Annotated in this window: 17 protein-coding genes and 2 tRNA genes; 13 read left to right on the forward strand and 6 right to left on the reverse strand. The window is 71.4% G+C overall.

The window, feature by feature from the left end; translation table 11 throughout:
- The first annotated feature begins 97 nt into the window (after positions 1 to 97).
- The 6 genes from AC3RJ7_RS06760 to AC3RJ7_RS06785 all read left to right on the forward strand — a co-directional run bounded on the left by AC3RJ7_RS06760 (position 98) and on the right by AC3RJ7_RS06785 (position 6,466).
- The gene (locus AC3RJ7_RS06760) at positions 98 to 1,099 is read left to right on the forward strand and encodes a DUF2332 domain-containing protein (RefSeq protein ID WP_491455030.1); all 1,002 of its coding nucleotides are present in this window, start codon (positions 98 to 100) and stop codon (positions 1,097 to 1,099) included.
- Between the two features lie 9 nt (positions 1,100 to 1,108).
- A complete protein-coding gene (locus AC3RJ7_RS06765) occupies positions 1,109 to 1,624 on the forward strand; it encodes a ribose-5-phosphate isomerase (protein WP_491455031.1) in 516 nt (171 codons plus the stop codon).
- 4 nt (positions 1,625 to 1,628) lie between these two features.
- Complete coding sequence (locus tag AC3RJ7_RS06770) at positions 1,629 to 2,633, forward strand: Fpg/Nei family DNA glycosylase (RefSeq protein ID WP_491455032.1); 1,005 nt, start codon at positions 1,629 to 1,631, stop codon at positions 2,631 to 2,633.
- An 84-nt stretch (positions 2,634 to 2,717) separates the two neighbouring features.
- On the forward strand, positions 2,718 to 4,274 hold the full coding sequence (locus AC3RJ7_RS06775; RefSeq protein WP_491455033.1) for a multicopper oxidase family protein: 1,557 nt from the start codon (positions 2,718 to 2,720) through the stop codon (positions 4,272 to 4,274).
- Positions 4,264 to 5,712, forward strand: a complete 1,449-nt coding sequence (locus AC3RJ7_RS06780) for a sensor histidine kinase (protein WP_491455034.1) — start codon at positions 4,264 to 4,266, stop codon at positions 5,710 to 5,712. The genes AC3RJ7_RS06775 and AC3RJ7_RS06780 overlap by 11 nt, the downstream gene beginning before the upstream one ends.
- A 94-nt stretch (positions 5,713 to 5,806) precedes the next feature.
- Positions 5,807 to 6,466, forward strand: coding sequence for a response regulator transcription factor (locus AC3RJ7_RS06785; protein WP_491455035.1), 660 nt, complete (start codon positions 5,807 to 5,809; stop codon positions 6,464 to 6,466).
- A 4-nt stretch (positions 6,467 to 6,470) separates the two neighbouring features.
- Here AC3RJ7_RS06785 and AC3RJ7_RS06790 read toward each other — a convergent pair whose 3' ends face one another.
- The 3 genes from AC3RJ7_RS06790 to AC3RJ7_RS06800 all read right to left on the reverse strand — a co-directional run bounded on the left by AC3RJ7_RS06790 (position 6,471) and on the right by AC3RJ7_RS06800 (position 8,789).
- Complete coding sequence (locus AC3RJ7_RS06790; protein ID WP_491455036.1) at positions 6,471 to 7,166, reverse strand: hypothetical protein; 696 nt, start codon at positions 7,164 to 7,166, stop codon at positions 6,471 to 6,473.
- A 39-nt stretch (positions 7,167 to 7,205) separates the two neighbouring features.
- Positions 7,206 to 8,114, reverse strand: coding sequence for an alpha/beta fold hydrolase (locus AC3RJ7_RS06795; RefSeq protein WP_491455037.1), 909 nt, complete (start codon positions 8,112 to 8,114; stop codon positions 7,206 to 7,208).
- Between the two features lie 186 nt (positions 8,115 to 8,300).
- Positions 8,301 to 8,789 carry a Dps family protein gene (locus AC3RJ7_RS06800; protein ID WP_491455038.1) on the reverse strand — a complete coding sequence of 163 codons (489 nt, stop codon included), beginning with the start codon at positions 8,787 to 8,789 and terminating at the stop codon, positions 8,301 to 8,303.
- 195 nt (positions 8,790 to 8,984) lie between these two features.
- On the opposite strand from AC3RJ7_RS06800, the gene AC3RJ7_RS06805 reads away from it, so the two are divergent.
- A complete protein-coding gene (locus AC3RJ7_RS06805; RefSeq protein ID WP_491455039.1) occupies positions 8,985 to 9,380 on the forward strand; it encodes an SHOCT domain-containing protein in 396 nt (131 codons plus the stop codon).
- Between the two features lie 56 nt (positions 9,381 to 9,436).
- Here AC3RJ7_RS06805 and AC3RJ7_RS06810 read toward each other — a convergent pair.
- Positions 9,437 to 9,507 (reverse strand) — tRNA-Gly (locus AC3RJ7_RS06810).
- A 67-nt stretch (positions 9,508 to 9,574) separates the two neighbouring features.
- Positions 9,575 to 13,348 (reverse strand): SCO7613 C-terminal domain-containing membrane protein, encoded by a 3,774-nt coding sequence (locus AC3RJ7_RS06815; protein WP_491455040.1) that lies wholly within the window; start codon positions 13,346 to 13,348, stop codon positions 9,575 to 9,577.
- Positions 13,349 to 13,520: 172 nt separating this feature from the next.
- Here AC3RJ7_RS06815 and AC3RJ7_RS06820 point away from each other — a divergent pair.
- The 6 genes from AC3RJ7_RS06820 (at position 13,521) to clpX (ending at position 18,487) form a co-directional block, all read left to right on the forward strand.
- Positions 13,521 to 13,594, forward strand: a tRNA-Pro gene (locus AC3RJ7_RS06820).
- A gap of 49 nt (positions 13,595 to 13,643) precedes the next feature.
- A complete protein-coding gene (tig, locus tag AC3RJ7_RS06825) occupies positions 13,644 to 15,104 on the forward strand; it encodes a trigger factor (protein ID WP_491455041.1) in 1,461 nt (486 codons plus the stop codon).
- A 70-nt stretch (positions 15,105 to 15,174) separates the two neighbouring features.
- On the forward strand, positions 15,175 to 15,660 hold the full coding sequence (locus tag AC3RJ7_RS06830; protein WP_491455042.1) for a tetratricopeptide repeat protein: 486 nt from the start codon (positions 15,175 to 15,177) through the stop codon (positions 15,658 to 15,660).
- Positions 15,661 to 15,734: 74 nt separating this feature from the next.
- Complete coding sequence (locus AC3RJ7_RS06835; RefSeq protein WP_491427336.1) at positions 15,735 to 16,322, forward strand: ATP-dependent Clp protease proteolytic subunit; 588 nt, start codon at positions 15,735 to 15,737, stop codon at positions 16,320 to 16,322.
- A 26-nt stretch (positions 16,323 to 16,348) separates the two neighbouring features.
- Entirely contained in the window at positions 16,349 to 17,032 is a 684-nt protein-coding gene (locus tag AC3RJ7_RS06840; protein WP_491455043.1) for an ATP-dependent Clp protease proteolytic subunit, read from the forward strand.
- Positions 17,033 to 17,209: 177 nt separating this feature from the next.
- Complete coding sequence (clpX, locus tag AC3RJ7_RS06845) at positions 17,210 to 18,487, forward strand: ATP-dependent Clp protease ATP-binding subunit ClpX (RefSeq protein ID WP_491427338.1); 1,278 nt, start codon at positions 17,210 to 17,212, stop codon at positions 18,485 to 18,487.
- A gap of 74 nt (positions 18,488 to 18,561) precedes the next feature.
- Here clpX and sepH read toward each other — a convergent pair whose 3' ends face one another.
- Positions 18,562 to 19,644 (reverse strand): septation protein SepH, encoded by a 1,083-nt coding sequence (gene sepH / locus AC3RJ7_RS06850; protein WP_491455044.1) that lies wholly within the window; start codon positions 19,642 to 19,644, stop codon positions 18,562 to 18,564.
- Positions 19,645 to 19,830 lie beyond the last annotated feature (186 nt).

Here is a 19,830-nt window from a genome sequence, read left to right on the forward strand (position 1 = left end):
AGCCTAGCCCTCGCATCCGTCGGGGGAGTAGCGACGATCACGGGGGCGAGACTCGTGCGGCCGAGCGCGCGGCGCCGGCGCGGCGTAGCCTTCACCCATGCGCAGCAGTGTCGACAACGACGCCCCGACCTCCGAGCGCTACCGCGCGTTCGCGGAGGTCGAGGCGCGCGGAATGTCCGAGACCTACGACGCCTGGGCGCTCGGCGTCGCCGGCGACCCCGCGGCGATCGCGCTCATCGACGAGCTGCCGCCCGCGAAGCGCCAGCCGAACCTCGTCTTCTCGGCCGCACGCTTCCACGGCGCCGAGCCCGCCCCCTACGACGAGTTCCGCGAGTGGCTGGCCGCGCACTGGCCGGCCGTTCGTGCGACCGCCGAGACCCACGCGACCCAGACGAACGAGGCCGGGCGCTGCGCGCTGCATCTCCCCGCGCTCGCCGGGATCCCCGGGCCGCTCGCCCTCCTCGAGGTCGGCACGTCGGCAGGCCTGTGCCTCTACCCCGACCGGTACAGCTACCGGTACTCGGGCCACGAGCAGCTCGACCCCGACGGCGGCGCGAGCCGTGTCATCCTCGACTGCGAGGCCCACGAGACGAGCGGCACCGCGCCCGTGCCGGTACCCGCCCGCCTGCCCGAGGTCGTGTGGCGTGCGGGCATCGACCTCAACCCGCTCGACGTGACGAATCCCGATGACCTCGCCTGGCTCGATGCGCTCATCTGGCCCGAGCACGACGACCGGCGCGAGCGGCTGCGGGCGGCAGCCGCCGTCGCGGCCGCCGATCCACCGCGTATCGTCGCCGGCGACCTCAACGAACGACTCGCCGCGCTCGCCGCGGAGGCGCCGGCCGACGCGACCCTCGTCGTCTTCCACACGGCGGTGATCGCCTACCTGGACGCGGCCGCACGGGCGCGGTTCGCCGAGACGGTGCGCACCCTGCCCGGCCACTGGCTCTCGGTCGAGGGCCGGTCGATCGTGCCCGGCATCCGGGTGCGCGACGACGTGCCCAACGACTCGACCGACTTCGTGCTCGCGCTCGACGGCGTGCAGCTCGCCTGGGCGCAGCCGCACGGTCGCGCCGTCACGTGGGTGCCGGATCCCTAGAATTGCTCCATGCGCATCCACATCGCGACCGACCACGCCGGCCTCGAATTCAGCCGGACCCTGCAGGCCCACCTGTCGAACGGCGGCCACGAGGTGATCGACCACGGACCGGTCGAGTACGACGCGCTCGACGACTACCCCGCCTTCTGCATCAACGCCGCGCTCGGCGTCGCGCGCGACCAGGCTGCCGGCGTGAGGGCGCTCGGCGTCGTGTTCGGCGGCTCGGGCAACGGCGAGCAGATCGCCGCGAACAAGGTGCCGGGCATCCGCGCAGCCCTCGTCTGGAGCATGGACACCGCCATCCTCGCGCGTGAGCACAACGACGCGAACGTGATCTCGATCGGTGCCCGGCAGCACACGGTCGAAGAGGCGATCCGCTACATCGACGCGTTCATCGCAGAGCCGTTCTCGGGCGACGAACGCCATGTCCGCCGCATCGCCCAGCTCGCCGAGTACGAGACGACGGGCGACATCGCCGGCAAGGGCGTGGATGTCACGCCTCGTCCTGAGGCGCCGGCGGAGTAGCAGGGTGCCCGAAGGCCACTCCGTCCACCGCATCACCCGGCAGTTCGAGCGCAACTTCGTCGGCCACGTCGTGCACGCGTCGAGCCCGCAGGGCCGCTTCGCGGTGGGCGCCGCCGAGCTCGACGGCCGCCGCATGCTCGACGCCCGTGCGGTCGGCAAGCAGATGTTCCTCGGCTTCGAGGGCGATGTCTGGCTGCGGGTGCACCTCGGCATGTACGGGGCGTGGGACTTCGCGGGCGAGATCCTGATGGATGCCACGATCGCGTCGGCGAACGGACGCATGGGGCAGACGAACCAGCGGGGGACGTTCCTCGAGTCGCCGAACCCCGATGCCGTGGTCTTCGACTCGGCCGGCGAGAATTCGCTCACGTCCATCGGCGCGCCGCGCAAGACGCGCCTGCGCATGTCTGAGTCGGAGAAGGAGGGCAACGGCCTCGACACGTTCCCGCCCGAGCCGGTCGGGCAGGTGCGGGTGCGACTGCTCACCGACACGATCTGCGCCGACCTGCGCGGTCCGACGGCGTGCGAGGTGCTCGACCCGGCACAGGTCGAGGCGATCGTCGCGAAGCTCGGGCCCGATCCGCTGCTCGACCCCGGGCCCGCCTCCGAAGAGCGCTTCACGAGCGTCGTCCGGAGGAAGCCGACCCCCATCGGGTTGCTGCTCATGGACCAGAACGTCGTTGCGGGCATCGGCAACGTCTACCGGGCCGAACTGCTCTACCGGGCGCGGCTCAACCCGCACACCCCGGGCCGGCAGGTGCCGGAGGAGCTCGTGCGCGAGCTCTGGCGCGACTGGACGAAGCTCCTCGCGATCGGTGTCGAGACCGGGCAGATGATGACGATGGACGGCCTCGACCCCGACGCGTACCGTGCCGCGATGGCGAGCCGTGACGACCGGCACTGGGTGTACAAGCGCGAGGGCCTGCCGTGCCGCGTCTGCGGCACCAACATCGTGCTCGAGGAGATGGGCGCCCGGAAGCTCTACTGGTGCCCCTCCTGCCAGGCGTGATCTCCCGAGCGGGGGGATAACCCCCGTCGCGATCGGGGCGCCCGCCGGCTGGGCCGAGCCGCCGTCGCTCGCGAGGCTGGAGTCATGCCTCAGACCCGCCTCCGCAGGCCCCGAGCCGCGATCGGCAGCGCGATCGCTGCGATCGCCGCCGGCGGCCTCGTCGCCGTCGCCTTCGCCGGTTGCGGCCTCGTCACCCCCGCCCCGGTCTCGACGATCGGGGAGGTCGACTTCGACCGCCCGCTCGCGATCCCGCCGCTCGCCGCGTCGACCGTCGACGCCGACGGCACCCGCGTCTTCGCGCTCGACGCGCAGGCCGGGTCGACGGAGTTCGAGCCGGGCGAGCCGAGCGACACGTGGGGGTTCAACGGCGGCTACCTCGGACCGACCCTCGTCGCGGACCGCGACGAACACGTGCGCGTCGACGTGACCAACTCGCTCGACGAGCCCACGACGGTGCACTGGCACGGCATGCACCTCCCGCCGGAGATGGACGGCGGCCCGCACCAGATGGTCGAACCGGATGCCTCCTGGTCGCCCGAGTGGCGCATCGACCAGCCGGCGGCGACGCTCTGGTACCACCCGCACCCGCACGGCGAGACCGAGGACCACGTCGCCCGCGGGCTCGCCGGCATGTTCATCCTGCATGACGAGGCCGAGCGGGCGCTCGGCCTGCCGGGAGAGTACGGGGTCGACGACATCCCGGTCATCGTCCAGGACACGGGCTTCTCCGCCGAGGGGGAGCAGGAGTCGAAACAGCGCACCTACGCCGGTGGAATCGGCGACGAGCTCATTGTGAACGGCACCCGCAGCCCGTACCTCGAGGTGCGCGACGAACTCGTGCGGCTGCGGCTGCTCAACGCCTCGACGGCCCGCAGCTACGCGTTCACCTGGAGCGACGCCCGCCCCGTGCAGCTCATCGCCACCGACGGCGGTCTGCTCGAGGCATCCGTCGATCTCGAACACTTGCGTCTCTCGCCGGGTGAGCGCGCAGAGGTGCTACTGCGCGTCCAGCCCGGCGAGCGCGTCGTCCTGCAGTCGAGGATGACGCCCGCGGTGGCGGGGCTCGTCAGCCCGGTCGCCGCCACGAACGGCGGCAGCGATGCGTTCGACGTGCTCGAGGTGCGCGCCGCCGACCACCTCGACCCGGCGCCCGAGGTGCCCGAGCAGCTCGCCACGATCACCGATTACGATCCGGCCGACGTCGCCACGACCCGCCGCTTCGAGCTCAACGACAGCTTCGAGATCAACGGCGACGCGATGGAGATGGGGCGCATCGACGAGACCGTCACGGTCGGCACGCTCGAGCGGTGGGTCGTCGCGAACACGACGCAGCTCCCGCACAGCTTCCACGTGCACGACGTGCAGTTCCGCGTCGCGTCCATCGACGGCGACGCGCCGCCGGCCGAGCTCGCCGGCTGGAAGGACACGATCTTCACCGAACCCGAGACGGAGTACGAACTCCTCATGCGGTTCGAGGACTACACCGACCCGGACACGCCGTACATGTACCACTGCCACCTGCTGTGGCACGAGGACCAGGGGATGATGGGGCAATTCGCCGTCGTCGAACCCGGGCAGTCGGCAGCCCTCGATCCCGCCGGGTCTGCCACGATGACGGGAGGAACCCACCATGAGCACTGACGCCGTGACCACCGGACCGATGGATATGGACGCGAAGACGATGAACACGACGACCCCGCCGGCGAGCGCCGCGCCGCGCCGCCGCGACTACTGGTCGTTGTGGGCCGCCGTGCCGCGCGAGTTCGCCTTCCTCATCCTGACGATGCCGATCGCGATCACGGGCCTCGTGCTGCTGTCGACGACCTTCTTCACCGGGCTCGGCCTCATCTTCCTCGTCTTCGGCATCTTCATCGTGGTGGCGTCGATGTACATGGCCCGCGGATTCGGCACCCTCGAGCTCGTCCGCCTGCGCTGGGCCGGCCGTCGCGAGATCGTGCGGCCCGCCTGGGAGCACGGAGATCGCGACCAGGGGTTCTGGCGCACGATGTTCGCCCCCTTCGTCGACGGGCACTACTGGCTGTACCTGCTGCACGGCGTCATCGTGAACCCGATCGTGAGCATCGTGTCGTGGGCACTGACCGTGGCGTGGACCTCCGTCGCGCTCGCCGGCACGACCGGATGGATCTGGCAGCGCTACCTGCCCGACGGGCGGGACGACAACGACTTCTGGTTGTACGACACGGTCATCGACTTCCTGTTCCCGGGCAACGCCTGGCAGATCGATCCGCGCGTCGGCGAGACGGTGTTCGAGTTCCTCCTCGGCCTCATCTTCCTCGCGACGCTGCCGCTCGTCTTCCGCGGGCTCACGCTCCTGCACGACGTCATCGCCCGAGGCATGCTCGGTGCGTGGCGCTCGGAGGCGCTCGAGCGCGAGGTCGCGCAGCTGGCCGCGTCCCAGGGGGCGGCCGTCCAAGCCGAGGACGCCTCGCTGCGGCGTCTCGAGCGCGACATCCACGACGGGCCGCAGCAGCGCCTCGTGCGCCTGCAGATGGACCTCGCGGCGATCGAACGCAAGCTCGACCGCGACCCCGATGCGGCCCGCGAGCTGCTCGGCGAGGCGCGCGACCAGGCGAGGGAGACCCTCGACGAGCTGCGCGCCCTCTCGCGCGGGTTCGCGCCGCCGATCCTGCAGGACCGCGGGCTCGCGGTCGGCCTCGAGTCGCTCGCCGCCCGCAGCCCCGTGCCGGTCGCGGTCGACATCCGGTTGCCCGAGGATGCCTCGCTGCCGGCGCCGATCGAGCGGAACGTCTACTTCGTGGCCGCCGAGCTCCTGACGAACGCGGCGAAGCACGCCGAGGCGAGCGGCGTGCGACTCGTGCTGTCGACGCGGGACACCGGGCCGGCGGGGCGCTGGGTCGACGTCTGGGTGACCGATAACGGCCGGGGCGGCGCCTCCGCCGTGCCGGGGCACGGACTCGCCGGGCTCGCCGAGCGCGTCAACGGGCTGCGCGGCGTGTTCGTCGTCGACAGTCCCGCGGGCGGGCCGACGACGATCGGCGCCCACATCCCGTACGCTCCCGTCGCCCCTGCGGCCGGTCCGATCGGGTCGGGCGGGTAACGCCCGGGCGGGCGCGAGGGCGCGAGGGCGGGAGCGGCGAGGTCGCATCGAACGGTCGGCCCCGAGCCATCCCGTCCGCCGATAATGTGGGGGCATGACCGACTCGGCCAGGCCCCTCCGCATCGTGCTCGCCGAGGACTCGGTGCTCCTGCGCGAAGGGCTCGTCCGCCTGTTCGACGAGGCCGGCTTCGAGACGGTCGCCGCCTACGGCGAGGCCGACTCGCTGCTCGCCGCGATCGACGAGACGAGCCCCGACCTCGCCGTCCTCGACGTCCGCATGCCGCCGACCTTCCGCGACGAGGGCGTTCGCGCGGCCATCGAGCTGCGCAAGCGTCGCCCCGGGGTCGGCGTGCTGCTGCTCAGCCAGTACGTCGAAGGGACCTACGCGCACGAGCTGCTCTCGTCGGGCGAGGGCGGCATGGGCTACCTGCTGAAAGACCGGGTCGCCTCCCTCGACGAACTGGAGGACGCGGTCGAACGCGTGAGCGAGGGCGGCACGGTGCTCGACCCCCAGGTCGTTCGCGAGCTGCTCGCCCGTCGCAGCGATCCGCTCGCGACCCTCACGCCGCGCGAGCGGGAGGTCATGGAACTCATGGCCGAGGGGCGTACGAACGCCGGCATCGCCAAGCAGCTCTTCATCGGCGTCGGCGCCGTCGAGAAGAACGTCACGTCGATCTTCCAGAAGCTCGGCCTCGAGGACTCGGGCACCGACCACCGGCGCGTGCTCGCGGTCCTCACCTGGCTGCAGCGCTGAGCGATCACGTCGTACGCCGCAGCGGCGCATGGGCCGCGAACACCGCACGGTAGCTCCGGTAGCCCCGCAGCATCCAGAACACGAACTGGGCGACCGCGGCGAGCGCGCCGATCACGATCGACCACACGATCGAGGCGGTCGGGGCGTAGACGAGTGCACCGATGAAGAGCCCGACGAGCGCCGTGTTGACCACGAGCATGACCATCATCGAGCTCGCGAACACCTGCGACCGCTCGCGCTCCGCGAACGGGTAGTAGGTGATCTTCGCGCCGGGCTCGTCGTCGGTCGTGCCGGCCAGGAGATACGGCTCGAGGCCGGGGTCGAGATCGAGGTAGGCCCGGCGGAGGCGGTTCATCGCGAGCACGTAGCCGAGGTCTTCGGTCGCCGTGTTGAAGACCCGGAGCTGCGTGATCACGCCGAGCAGCACGAGGAGTGCGAGCACGCCGATCGCGGCGGCGCCGAACCAGCCGCGGAAGCCGGTCGCGTTGCCGAGCACGCCGAGCGAGACCAGGCCGGCCGACACGAGCGTGAGGAAGATCGCGATGCGGGTGAGCACCTCGCTCTGCGTGGTGCTCCGCGAGGCGAGCAGGCTCCAGTGCTCGGTGGCGAGCATCTGCGCGCGCAGCGACTTCTGCGCATCGCTCAGCGATGCCGTGTCGCCGCCCTGCGACGACGAGGGGTCGGGGCGATCGGCCGCCATGGGGGCATTCTGCACCCGCGCACGGCCGTGCCGCCATCCTCAGTCGTCGGACGCCGGCCGCCGCTTGCCGTGGTGCAGTTCGATGACCTTGGACTCGCCGGGGGAGTCGGGGTCGTCGGTGATGGGCTCGTCGGCCATGAACTGGCGGATGATGTGCGCCAGTTCGCCGGGATGGCTGAAGTTGATCGCGTGCGCCGCGCCCTCCATCACCACGACCGTGACGTCGGTGTCGACGTGGGCGACGACTTCGTGCACGCGCTTCGGATCGGGCATGAGGGGGTCGCGGTCGCCGATCACGGCGATGATCGGCACGGGCAGCGACAGGAGCCGCTCGAGCGTCGGGTAGCGCGTGAGCGCCCCGAACATCTTGACGGTCGACGCCACGCCGAACTTCAGGTAGTCGGGAGCGGCGACCCGCACCATCCGCTTGGGTTCCCGGCCGCCGTCGCGCGCGAGCTGGAACATCGCCCGGGCGAGCGGCTGGTTGTGGTAGCCGCCCGCCGGCGAGACGAGGATCGCCCGCTCGAGCCGATCGGGGAAGTGGTGGCCGAACTCGCAGATCACCGGGCAGCCCATCGAATTGCCGACGAGGGTGACCTTCTCGATGCCGCGGTCGTCGAGGAATCGGGCGGCCGCTTCGGCGAGCGAGGTCAGCGTGAGCCCCTCCGCGCGGGTTCGGCGCGCGCTGCGCCCGAAGCCCGGCAGGTCGGGCACGAGCGTGTGGAAGTCGTCGGCCAGGAGCTCGGCGGTCGGCAGCAGGTAGTGGCCCGAGAGCCCGAATCCGTGCACGTGCATGACGACCGGGGCTCCGGGCGGAGGCGTGGGCGACTCGCGGTAGAAGACGTCGAGCCCGTCGACGTTGGTCCAGTGCTCGGCGAGCGCCGACTGCGGACGCTTGGGCGTCTTGCGCTCCCGATGCCGGTTCGAGGCGGCCTCCGTGCTCGACATCGTCCCGTCCCCTTCTCTCGTGGCGCCCGGCCGTCGGCTCGAACCCCCTGCGACGATTCTCCCGCACCTCGCGTCGGGGCGGGTCGCGCGATCCGTGTGAAATCCGCAGGATGACGGAACGGGCCCGGTTGCCGCGACCGACGACGTCGGCACGCGGCAACCGGGCCCGTCAGCCCGTTGCGGCGGTCACTCGACCGCGATGTGCGAGAACAGGAACCAGCGGTCCTTGTCGAGTCCGCGACGGATCTCGATCGCGACGTCCTGGCTCGCGGGGTCGAGATCGGCGAGGCCCTCGACCGCGGCGTTGATCTTCTCGGTGGCGAGGTCGATCTGCGTCACCACGCCCGAGATGGCCTCTTCGTAGGAGAGGAAGCCGAGCTTCGGATCCTTCGCGCCGCTCTTCGCGGCGACGGTGCCGAGGCGACCGTCGATCGGCAGCCCGAGGGCGACGACCCGCTCGGCCGCGAGGTCGGCCCATTCCTGGGCGTGGGCGACCACGTCGTCGAGCAGCTCGTGCACGGCGATGAAGTTCGCGCCGCGGACATGCCAGTGCGCCTGCTTGCCGTTGACGACGAGGGCGACGAGTTCATGCACGACGGGGGTGAGGTACTGGGCGACGCCTGCGGCGACGTCGGCGTTCGATCCGGTCTTCGGTGCGGTCTGGATGTCGGTCATCGTGTCCACCTTCCCTGGAGTATGTCCTCCTCAACGCTACGCACCTGCCGTGGTATTTCAAGGAAGGGTAGGCAGGGCTGGCCAGGCGGGGCCTCACGGACGAAAATGCCCGGTCGCCTCGGCGCGGCGTCGCGTCATGCTCGCGTTCCGCGCCTCCGAACCGCTAAATTCGGCGGCACGAACGAAAGGTCTGCCATGTTCTTCCTCAACAGCATCTGGGACTGGTTCTGGTTCCTCTTCTGGATGTTCGCCTACGTGGCGTACATCTTCGCGCTCGTCTACATCCTCATCGACGTCTTCCGCGACCACGACCTGAACGGGTGGGCGAAGGCGGCGTGGACGATCTTCCTCATCTTCGTGCCGTTCCTCACCGCGCTCGTGTACCTGATCGTCCGGGGCAACGGCATGGCGCAGCGCGCGGCGCGCAAGCAGCGCGAGTACGAGGAGTACAGCGACGAGTACGTCCGGTCGGTCTCCTTCGCGAGCCCGACCGACGAGATCGCCAAGGCGAAGGCGCTGCTCGACGCCGGCACGATCACGCAGGGCGAGTTCGACGCCATCAAGAACAAGGCGCTCGGCAACAAGTACTGACCGGCCATGCGCAGAACGGCCCGCGACGCGTCGCGGGCCGTTCTCGTGCTGTTCGGAGGGGATGACGGGAATCGAACCCGCGTAATCAGTTTGGAAGACTGAGGCTCTACCATTGAGCTACATCCCCGCGGCCCGCTCGCGGGCCATGGATCATCGTAGTACACGGCGACCGCCCGGCCGTGCACACCGCCGCATCAGCGCAGCGCGGCGATCGAGCCGATCGTCGAACGGGCGAGGCGCAGTTGGCGCTCGTAGGTCGCGGCGAGCACGACGAGCAGCACGCCGGCGATGCCGAGCCACAGCCACCACCAGACGGCTTCGTAGAGCATCGCGATGTACGGCCGCAGTTGCACGATCGCGTGGACCAGCAGCACGCCGCCGCCGAGGAGCACGGGCGCCTGGAGGCGGCGGACGACGCCGACGACGAGGACCGCGAGACTGACCGACCCGAGCGCGACGATCCGCCACAGCTCGGGCTCCGTGAAGTCGGCGACGAGTGGCGGAACGAGCAGGATCGCGAGGCCGGCGCCGAGGGCCGGCCAGCTGCCGAGCGCGGGGGAGCGGTGCATCGCGATCGCGCCGGCCGCGATGAACGCCAGGCCGACCGGCACGGTGACGAGGTCGAACGGGTCGACGCTCCCACGGGCCAGCACGATGAGGCCGCCGATCACCAGGATCGCTCGAGTGGTCCAGACGAACGCAGGGCCGGCCACCGGACGGACGCCGACGGCCGCTGCGGCCGCATGCACGATCGCCACGCCCGTGAACAGCACCACCGTGCGCGAGACCGGGGCTTCGTCGGAGAGGATCGCGAGGAGCGTCGGCGCGACGGCGAGCGCGAGCCCCGCCGCGAGCGACGCCTCGGCGAACCAGCCGGGCCGGGACCCGGCACGCGCCCAGACCACCGAGACGACGGCGGCCGTCGCGAGGGCGACGAGGGGCCAGAACTCGATCGGCTCGGGGCCGTCGCCGCCGACGATCGCGACGGCGCGGACGACCGCGGCGCCGGTCACGGCGGTCCAGCCCGCTGCGACGCCGATGAGCCTGACCGGCACGGCGCGGAGCGACTGCGGCGCGAAGCCCGCCGCGATCGCGACGACGATGCCCGAGCCCACGAGCGCGACGGTGCGGACCACCGAGTCGCCCGCCGAGGCGACGCTCGGCAGCACCGCGACCGCCGCAGCGGTCGCCAGGAGTGCGGTGCGGCCGGCCGCCGACGGTGCGCCCGGCGTCGTCGGTCGGCGCCACGCGATGAGCGCCCCGCTCGCGCCGACGACGAACGCGAGCGGCAACGTGTACGCCTCGACGGTCTCGACGGATTCGCCGAGCAACCACGCCCAGCAGGCCGCGACCGCGAGCGCGGGACTGAACCACGCGAGCTGGAGCGCCGGGCCGCCTCCCGCGATCGGGTCGCCGGCGACGCCGGCGAGCACGTACGGAACCGGAGCGAGGATCGCCAGGACGAGCCAGGCCTCGCCCGCGCCGCCGGCCGTCTGCGTGAGCGTGAAGAGCCCCAGCGCGGCGACGGCGACCACCCAGACGACGGTGTCGGCACCGGGGCGCCCGCGCGAGACGACGTGGGCGAACGCCGCGGCCGCCAGCGTCGCACCCGCGAGCGAGTAGCCGACCGCTCCGGCGCCCGCGAACTCGAGGGCGAGGTGGGCGGTCGCACTGCCGAGGGCGAGCGGTGCGACGGCGGCGAACGCGATCCTGAGCCCGAGCGGCGTCGATCGTCGAAGCCCCGCGACCGCCGCGACCGTGAGCGTCACCGCCGGCACCCAGCGCCACGAGTCGTCCGTGGTGTCGACGGCCAGTGCCGCCACCGACGTGACCGCGGCGGCCAGCATCGGAATGGCGAACGCGAGCCGGTCGGCGCGGGTTCCGGCGGGCACGAGCACGCCCGCCGCGAGCAGCAGGGAGCCGCCGGCGCCGACGACGATCCAGGTCGTCGTCCACGGGTGCTCGACGGCGACGCCCGTCGCGCCGAGCCACCAGGTGAGCGAGCCGAGCGTCGCGATGACGAGGAGGGCGGAGACCGCGACGTGCACGATTCCGACCGGCACCGCGGTCGCCGGGGCGGTCCGGGGCGCGAGGACGCGACCCGCGATGGCGAGGGTGATCACGTCGGCATTCGTCCACGGCCAGAGGTCGGGATCGCCGAATCCGAGCCACCAGCCGAACGCCGCCGACGCCGTGCCCGCGACGGCGAGCACCGGTACGAGCCCGGGCACGCGGCGCGATCCGTACGCCGCCCGGAGGAGCGCGCCGACCGCGGTGGTGAGCCAGATCGCGGCGGACGCCCACGGCGGGTCGACGATGCCGCCCGCGACGGCGACGGCGGCGAGCAGGGCACCGATCGGCACGGCGGCGAACCGCCGCAGCAGGCCGAGTGCGCTGAGGACCACGGCGCTTCCGGCCGCGAGGACGACCGGCGCGAGTACCGCGCCGAGTTCGGCGTCTGCGTCGAGCCGGAAGGCGGAACCCGTGCGGAGGCCGCCGGTCGGCTCGCCGCCGACCAGCGTCGCGACGATCGCGCCGATGCCCACGACGACGGCCGGCAGGGCCGCCGCCACGGCGATCGCCGATGCCGCGACGACCCCGATGACCGACGTGCGGGACCGGGCGGCGCGAGGGCGCGCTCCGAGGGCGAACAGGCCGGCCACGACAGCGGATGCCGCGGGCGCGAGCCAGCTCGCGGGTCCGGGCTCGAACTCCGAGGCGATCGCGGCGGCCGGGGCGATCGCCGCGCTCAGTCCGAGCGCGGCCGCCGCCGCGTCCGCCCACGCCGGCGACAGGGATGCGCCGCGCCGACGCAGTGCGGCCAGCATCGCGAACGACGTCATCGCCACCAGGCCGAACGTCCAGAGCCGGTGCCACGCGACGTCGGGCAGGGCGAAGGCCGCGGTCGCGAAGCCCACGACGGCCCCGGCGAAGGAGCCCGCGAGCAGGATGTTGCGCTCGGCCCTCGTCGACAGGAGCAGGCCGCCGAGCCCGACGACCGCCATCGCGAGGCCGCCGATCCACACGCCGGTCGCGGGTTCGGCCTCTGCGGCGGCCTCGACCCCGAAGAGGAACGCGGCGACCGGCACGAGTGCCGAGGCCGCGAGTCCGGGAACGCGAATTCCCGTGACGACGCGGGTGAGGCCGAGCAGCGCCGCGACGACGAGGAGCGCGCCGCCCGTGTACCCGGCGGCGCCGAGCCCGTCCGTTCCGAACAGCCCGTTGGCCCGCACGATCCAGGCGTCGAGCAGCAGCAGGACGACCGCGACGGCGGAGACGCCCTCGGCCGTGCCCGGGAGGCGGCGGGCGCGCAGCAGCCACGCGACGCCGAGCACGAGCACGCTCGCCCCGGCGATGATGACCGATCGCACCTCGAGGGTCGCCACGAGGTACGCGACGAAGAGGAAGACGATCGCGGTGACCGAGATGAGCACGACACCGAGGGTCAGGAGGAAGACCTGCACACCGGAGCGACGCCGCCCGGGGGTGGCCGGCGCCGCGGCGGTCGGCGGCGAGGACGCCGGAGTCGGCGTCGCGACCGGGGCCGGCGGAGCAGGGGCGGGCGCGGGCGGAGCGGGTTCGACGGGCTGCACGGGCGGCACCGCGACCGGAATCGATGGAACCGTCGCCGGCTCCGGAATCGTCGCGGGGAGCTCGACCGCGGCCGACGCGACGGCGGCCGACGCGACCGCGGCCGGCTGCGCCACCCCGGTCCGCACGGCCGCCTGCGCCGTCGCGACCTCCGTGAGCAGCCGTTGCCGCGCGGCCTCCGCATCGCGGACGCGCACTCCCGCCGCGAGCAACCGGGGCGCATCGGCCGTCGACAGGTCGAGCCCGCACGTCGCGCAGGTCGATGAGGCGAGCCGTTCGAAGCAGCCCGGGCAGAGCGAGGTGTCGGCGAAGTGCGCGGGGGAGGTCGGCCAGCGTCGGAGTCCGGGGCTCCGCGCTCCGGCGGGACTGTCGGTCATGCGCACACTCTGCCATGGCGGCTCGATCGGGCGCGCTGGCCCTCCACAGCGGGCCCGACGGGCCGGGCACAGCTCCGCCCCGCCCGCGTGCAGTAGACTTTCGTGGGTCCATCCGCCCGACGCGTGCTTCGGCATGCCCGCGCGGATGAATCGACGAGTTGAGTCGGCGACTCGGGGCGTAGCTCAGCTTGGTAGAGCGCCCGCTTTGGGAGCGGGAAGTCGCAGGTTCAAATCCTGTCGCCCCGACGAGTTGCTCGACTCGACACGAACTTCCACACAACAGGAGATCTTCCACATGCCGACCACTTCGGTTGAGAAGCTGAGCCCGACGCGCGCCAAGCTCACCATCTCGGTGACGCCCGAGGAGCTGAAGCCCAGCATCACCCACGCCTACAGCCACATCGCCGAGCAGGTCAACGTGCCCGGCTTCCGCAAGGGCAAGGTGCCGCCGCCCATCATCGACCAGCGCGTCGGCAAGGCCGCCGTGCTCGAGCACGCCGTCAACGAGGGCCTCGACGGCTTCTACCGCGCCGCCGTCGCCGAGCACGAGCTGCGTCCGATGGGCCGCCCCGAGGCGGACATCGTCGAGTGGCCGAGCGAGAAGGACTTCTCCGGCGACCTGCTGCTCGCCATCGAGGTCGACGTTCGCCCCGAGATCGAGCTCCCCGCGTACGACGGGCTCGAGCTGACGGTCGAGTCGGTCGAGGTCGGCGACGACGAGATCGACGCCGAGCTGGAGCGCCTGCGCAGCCGCTTCGGCACGCTCATCACGGTCGACCGTCCGGCGAAGACCGGTGACTTCGTCACCCTGGACCTCGTCGCCACGATCGACGGCACCGAGGTCGACAAGGCCAGCGGCATCTCGTACGAGCTCGGCTCGGGCGAGCTGCTCGAGGGCATCGACGAGGCGCTCGACACGCTCTCGGCCGACGAATCGACCACCTTCTCGTCGAAGCTGCTCGGCGGCGACCACGAGGGCGAGACCGCCGAGATCAGCGTCACCGTCACCGCCGTCAAGGAGCGCGAGCTCCCCGAGGCCGACGACGACTTCGCGCAGATCGCGAGCGAGTTCGACACCCTCGCCGAGCTCAAGGACTCGCTCAAGGAGCAGGTCGGCCGCAACAAGGTCTTCGGCCAGGGCAACGAGGCGCGCGACCTCCTCGTCGACAAGCTCCTCGAGCTCGCCGACGTCCCCGTCGCCCAGGGCGTCATCGACGACGAGGTGCACCGCCACCTCGAGAGCGAGAACCGCCTGGAGGACGACGTCCACCGCGCCGAGGTCGCCGAGGCGAGCGAGAAGGCGTTCAAGACGCAGATCCTGCTCGACGCGATCGCCGAGGCCGAGAAGGTCCAGGTCAGCCAGGAGGAGCTCACGCAGTACCTCGTGCAGGGCGCCGCCCAGTACGGCATGGACCCGAACGAGTTCGTCCAGATCCTCAGCCAGCAGGGCCAGATCCCCGCCATGGTCGGCGAGGTCGCGCGCAACAAGGCGCTCGCGATCGCGCTCGGCAAGGCGAAGGTGACGGATGCCTCGGGCAACGCCGTCGACCTCTCCGAGTTCACCGCCGTCGCCGGCGACGACGAGGCCGAGGAGGGTGCGGAGGCTCCCGCCGAGGAGAAGAAGCCGGCCGCCAAGAAGCGCGCCCCGAAGAAGGCCGCCGCCGAGGCTCCGGCCGAGGAGGCCGCCGAGGCCCCCGCCGAGGAGAAGAAGCCGGCCGCCAAGAAGCGCGCCGCCAAGAAGGCCGACGCCGAGTAATCGACGATCGAACCGTGCGGAGCGGGGTCGGGCGTATCGCCCGGCCCCGCTTCGCGTTCCGGGAGGACGAATGACGCACGACTGGCAGGCGCGTGTCGACGCGGTCTGGGCGGCGGCCGACGAGCTCGGCGACGACGAGGTCGTTCGCCGGATCGACGTGCTGGCCGCCGAACGGCCGGCCGGAGACCCGATCGCGCTCTTCGAGCGGGCGGGCGCCCGCGACTCCGCCGGGATCGAGGCCGAGGCCGAGCCGCTCTACCGGCGGGCGATCGAGGCGGGGCTCACGGGCTCCGAGCGCGTGCAGGCGCACATCCAGCTCGCCTCGACGGTCCGCAACCTCGGTCGGCCGGAGGAGTCGCTCGCGATCCTCGACGCGATCGAGCCGGAGTCGGGGGAGCTCCGCGACGCCGTCGCGGCCTTCAGGGCGCTCGCGCTCGTCGACGCCGGCGACGTCCGCCACGCGGCATCCGTCGCCCTCGTCGCCCTCGCCCCGCACCTCGTGCGCTACCGTGTCTCGGTCGCCGCGTACGCGGAGGCGCTCACGGCATCCGCCTAGGGCGAACAGCGGAGTTCGCGCGCGTTGCAACGGATAGATTCGATTCCAACGCGACAACCGAAACGGAGCGACACATGGCCGAACCGACACTGGGGCCCAGTGTTTTCGATCGACTGCTGAAGGACCGCATCATCTGGCTGGGTTCCGAGGTTCGTGACGAGAACGCCAACGAGATCGCGGCGAAGCTGTTGCTGCTCGCCGCTGAGGATGCGAAGAAGGACATCTACCTCTACATCAACTCGCCCGGCGGTTCGATCACCGCGGGCATGGCGATCTACGACACCATGCAGTTCGTGCCGAACGACATCGTCACCGTCGGCATCGGCATGGCCGCGTCGATGGGGCAGCTGCTCCTCACCGCGGGCACGAAGGGCAAGCGCTACATCACGCCGAACGCCCGCGTGCTCCTGCACCAGCCGCACGGCGGCTTCGGCGGCACCGCGAGCGACATCCAGACCCAGGCGCAGCTCATCCTCGACATGAAGCGCCGCCTCGCCGAGATCACGGCGGCGCAGACCGGCAAGTCCGTCGAGCAGATCAACGCCGACGGCGACCGCGACCGCTGGTTCAACGCCCAGGAGGCGCTCGAGTACGGCTTCGTCGACCACATCAGGGAGTCCGCGCTCGACGTGTCGGGCGGCGGCGGGACCGACCAGGCGTAGGCACCGAGAGAAGAGAGAACGTCAGAATGTCAGTACCTACTATCGGTGGCCCTGCCTTCGGCGGCACCGCCTTCAGCGGCGTGCAGGCGCCCGGCTCGCGGTACATCCTGCCGAGCTTCGAGGAGCGCACCGCCTACGGCTACAAGCGGCAAGACCCCTACGCGAAGCTCTTCGAGGACCGCATCATCTTCCTCGGCGTGCAGGTCGACGACGCCTCGGCGGACGACATCATGGCCCAGCTCCTGGTGCTCGAGTCGATGGACCCCGACCGCGACATCATCCTCTACATCAACTCGCCCGGCGGCTCGTTCACCGCGATGACGGCGATCTACGACACGATGCAGTACATCCGTCCGCAGATCCAGACCGTCGTCCTCGGCCAGGCCGCCTCGGCCGCCGCCGTGATCGCCGCGGCCGGCACGCCGGGCAAGCGCCTGGCGCTGCCCAACGCCCGCGTGCTCATCCACCAGCCGGCGATGGGCGAGGCCGGCCACGGCCAGGCGAGCGACATCGAGATCCAGGCCGCCGAGATCCTGCGCATGCGCACGTGGCTCGAAGAGACGCTCGCGCGTCACTCGAACCGCGACCAGCAGCAGGTGCACGACGACATCGACCGCGACAAGATCCTGTCGGCCGAGGAGTCGCTCGAGTACGGCCTCATCGACCAGGTGCTCACGTCGCGCAAGACGCTCCCGGCGATCGGGCGGTAGACGCCTGCGGCGAACCGCTTCGGATGCCTCGTGGCCGACTTCGGCCACGAGGCATCCGTCGTTCTCGGCGGTGGTTCGCGGGCGGCGAAACGGCTCGCGTGTCGAATCGCGCAGGCTACGCCGCAACCGCTCGAAGTCGGGCTAGGCTCGGAACAGGCTCGTCGAGAGGAGGGTGCGATGGCACGCATCGGGGAGAGCGCCGATCTGCTCAAGTGCTCCTTCTGCGGAAAGAGCCAGAAGCAGGTGCAGCAGCTCATCGCCGGGCCCGGCGTCTACATCTGCGACGAGTGCGTCGAACTCTGCAACGAGATCATCGAGGAGCGCCTGGCCGAGGCCGGCGAGACGGAGGCGGGCGAGTTCGAGCTGCCCAAGCCGAAGGAGATCTTCGCCTTCCTCGAGGAGTACGTGATCGGCCAGGAGGCCGCGAAGAAGGCCCTCGCCGTCGCGGTCTACAACCACTACAAGCGGGTGCGCGCGAAGACGACCCTCACGACCGCCGACCGCGCCCACGACGACGTGGAGATCGCGAAGTCGAACATCCTGCTCATCGGGCCGACCGGTTGCGGCAAGACGTACCTCGCCCAGACGCTCGCGAAGCAGCTCAACGTGCCGTTCGCCGTGGCCGACGCGACGGCGCTGACCGAGGCGGGCTACGTCGGCGAAGACGTCGAGAACATCCTGCTGAAGCTCATCCAGGCCGCCGACTACGACGTCAAGCGCGCCGAGACCGGCATCATCTACATCGACGAGGTCGACAAGATCGCCCGCAAGGCCGAGAACCCGTCCATCACGCGCGACGTGTCGGGCGAGGGCGTGCAGCAGGCGCTGCTGAAGATCCTCGAGGGCACGGTCGCCTCGGTGCCGCCGCAGGGCGGCCGCAAGCACCCGCACCAGGAGTTCATCCAGATCGACACGACGAACGTCCTGTTCATCGTCGCCGGCGCGTTCGCCGGCCTGGAGGACATCATCTCCTCGCGTGCGGGCAAGCGGGGCATCGGCTTCGGTGCGCCGCTGCACAACAAGGCCGAGGAGGCCGACATCTTCAGCGAGGTCCTGCCTGAAGACCTGCACAAGTTCGGCCTCATCCCCGAGTTCATCGGCCGCCTCCCCGTCGTCGCGACGGTGACGCCGCTCGATCGCGAGGCGCTCATGGAGATCCTCACGGAGCCGAAGAACGCGCTCGTCAAGCAGTACCAGCGCATGTTCCAGCTCGACGGCGTCGAGCTCGACTTCGAAGACGCGGCGCTCGAGGCGATCGCCGACCTCGCAGTCCTCCGTCAGACCGGTGCCCGGGGCCTCCGCGCGATCATGGAGGAGGTGCTCGGGCCGATCATGTTCGAGGTGCCCTCCTCGACCGGCGTCGCTCGTGTGGTGGTCACGAAGGCCGCGGTGCTCGACAATGCGGCGCCCACGATCGTGCCGCACAAGCCGCGTCGCGCCGAGAAGTCGGCGTAGCCGCGGCACGGCGGCAGGAGGGCCCGGTCACCGAGGGGTGAGCCGGGCCTCGCTGCGCGGGTCGACGGACGGGGTCAGGCGAGGTCGTCGTCGGTGCGGGCGCCGAAGACGATCTCGTCCCAGCTCGGCATCGATGCGCGGCCCTTCTTCGCCGAGCGACCCGCGTTCGATGCGGACGACGACGAGACCTTGCCCCACAGGCTGCGCGCCCCGGCTCCGGGCTTCTCCTCGGAGGCGGGCTCGCCGGGCGCCTCTGCGGCCGGTGCCGGCTCGCTCGCGGGTTCGAGCGCCGCGGGCTGCAGCGGGGCCGGCGCGTCGACTCCGGCCGACTCGCGCTCGCCCCGTCGGCGACGCAGCGCCTCGAGGAGGTCCGCGGTCTCGCCGAGCGACGGCTTCGGCTCGTCGGCGCGCTTGATCGCGGCGCGGGCGACCGCCGGGCTCGACGTCTGGGCGCTGCGTGCGTACGGCAGGGGCTCGAGGTGCGGCGCGGTGTCGTTGTCGCTGTGCTCGATCTCGTCGAACGTGAAGGCGCCGCTGTCGAATCGCGACTCGTCGGAATCCGGGCCGACGGCGCGCAGGCGCGGGATCAGTCCGCCCTTGAGCTCACCCTGCTGCGAAAGCGTGATCGCCTCGGAGTTGAGCGGCTGGAGCGACTGCTTGCGCGGCTCGAACGTCCATCGCGCGTCGTGGTCGATCGCGTCGGCCGAGAACTCGAGCTTGACGATCCAGCCGCGCTCCTCGTCCTTCCAGCTCGCCCAGCGTTCGCCCTCGGCGCCGAGCTTCGCGAGCCGGTCGCGGATGACGCCGCCGAACGAGGCGGGTTCATCGGCGGGATCGACCTCGAGGGCGACGTTCACGGGGACCGCGAGTGCGGAGGTCACGATGTGCTCGCGTTCGGCCATGACCGGCCCCTCGAATCGACGGATGTACTCGACGGCCGCGCCGGTGAGCTGGGCGACCTCCTCGGCCGACATCCCGCCGCGGATGTGCGCCTGCACTTCGCGAGGCGAGGGCTTCGGCCCCGTGTGCTGTTCGGGCTGCGCCTGGCGGATCCGCGACTGGAGCACTTCGTCGATCTCGATCCGGAAGCGCGCGCCATCGTCGGAGGCGGCGAGGAGCGCGCCGTTCTCGACCCCGATTACCTTGAGTTCCTGCATCGCGACAAGCCCTTCCGTGCTTTCGTCTCCGCCCAAGGATGCCACGCCCGAGAGGGTGCTCGTGGGAATAGCGCGGGCGCGGCGGAAGTTGAGCAGGAAGCATCGGACGGCGGCCGCGCAAAGGGTTTGCTTACGTCTTCGTTTTGATGCAGACTATGGCCGCCGAATCTCCGGCGCTTGAGGAAA

The sequence above is a fragment of the Agromyces solani genome (assembly GCF_058349925.1).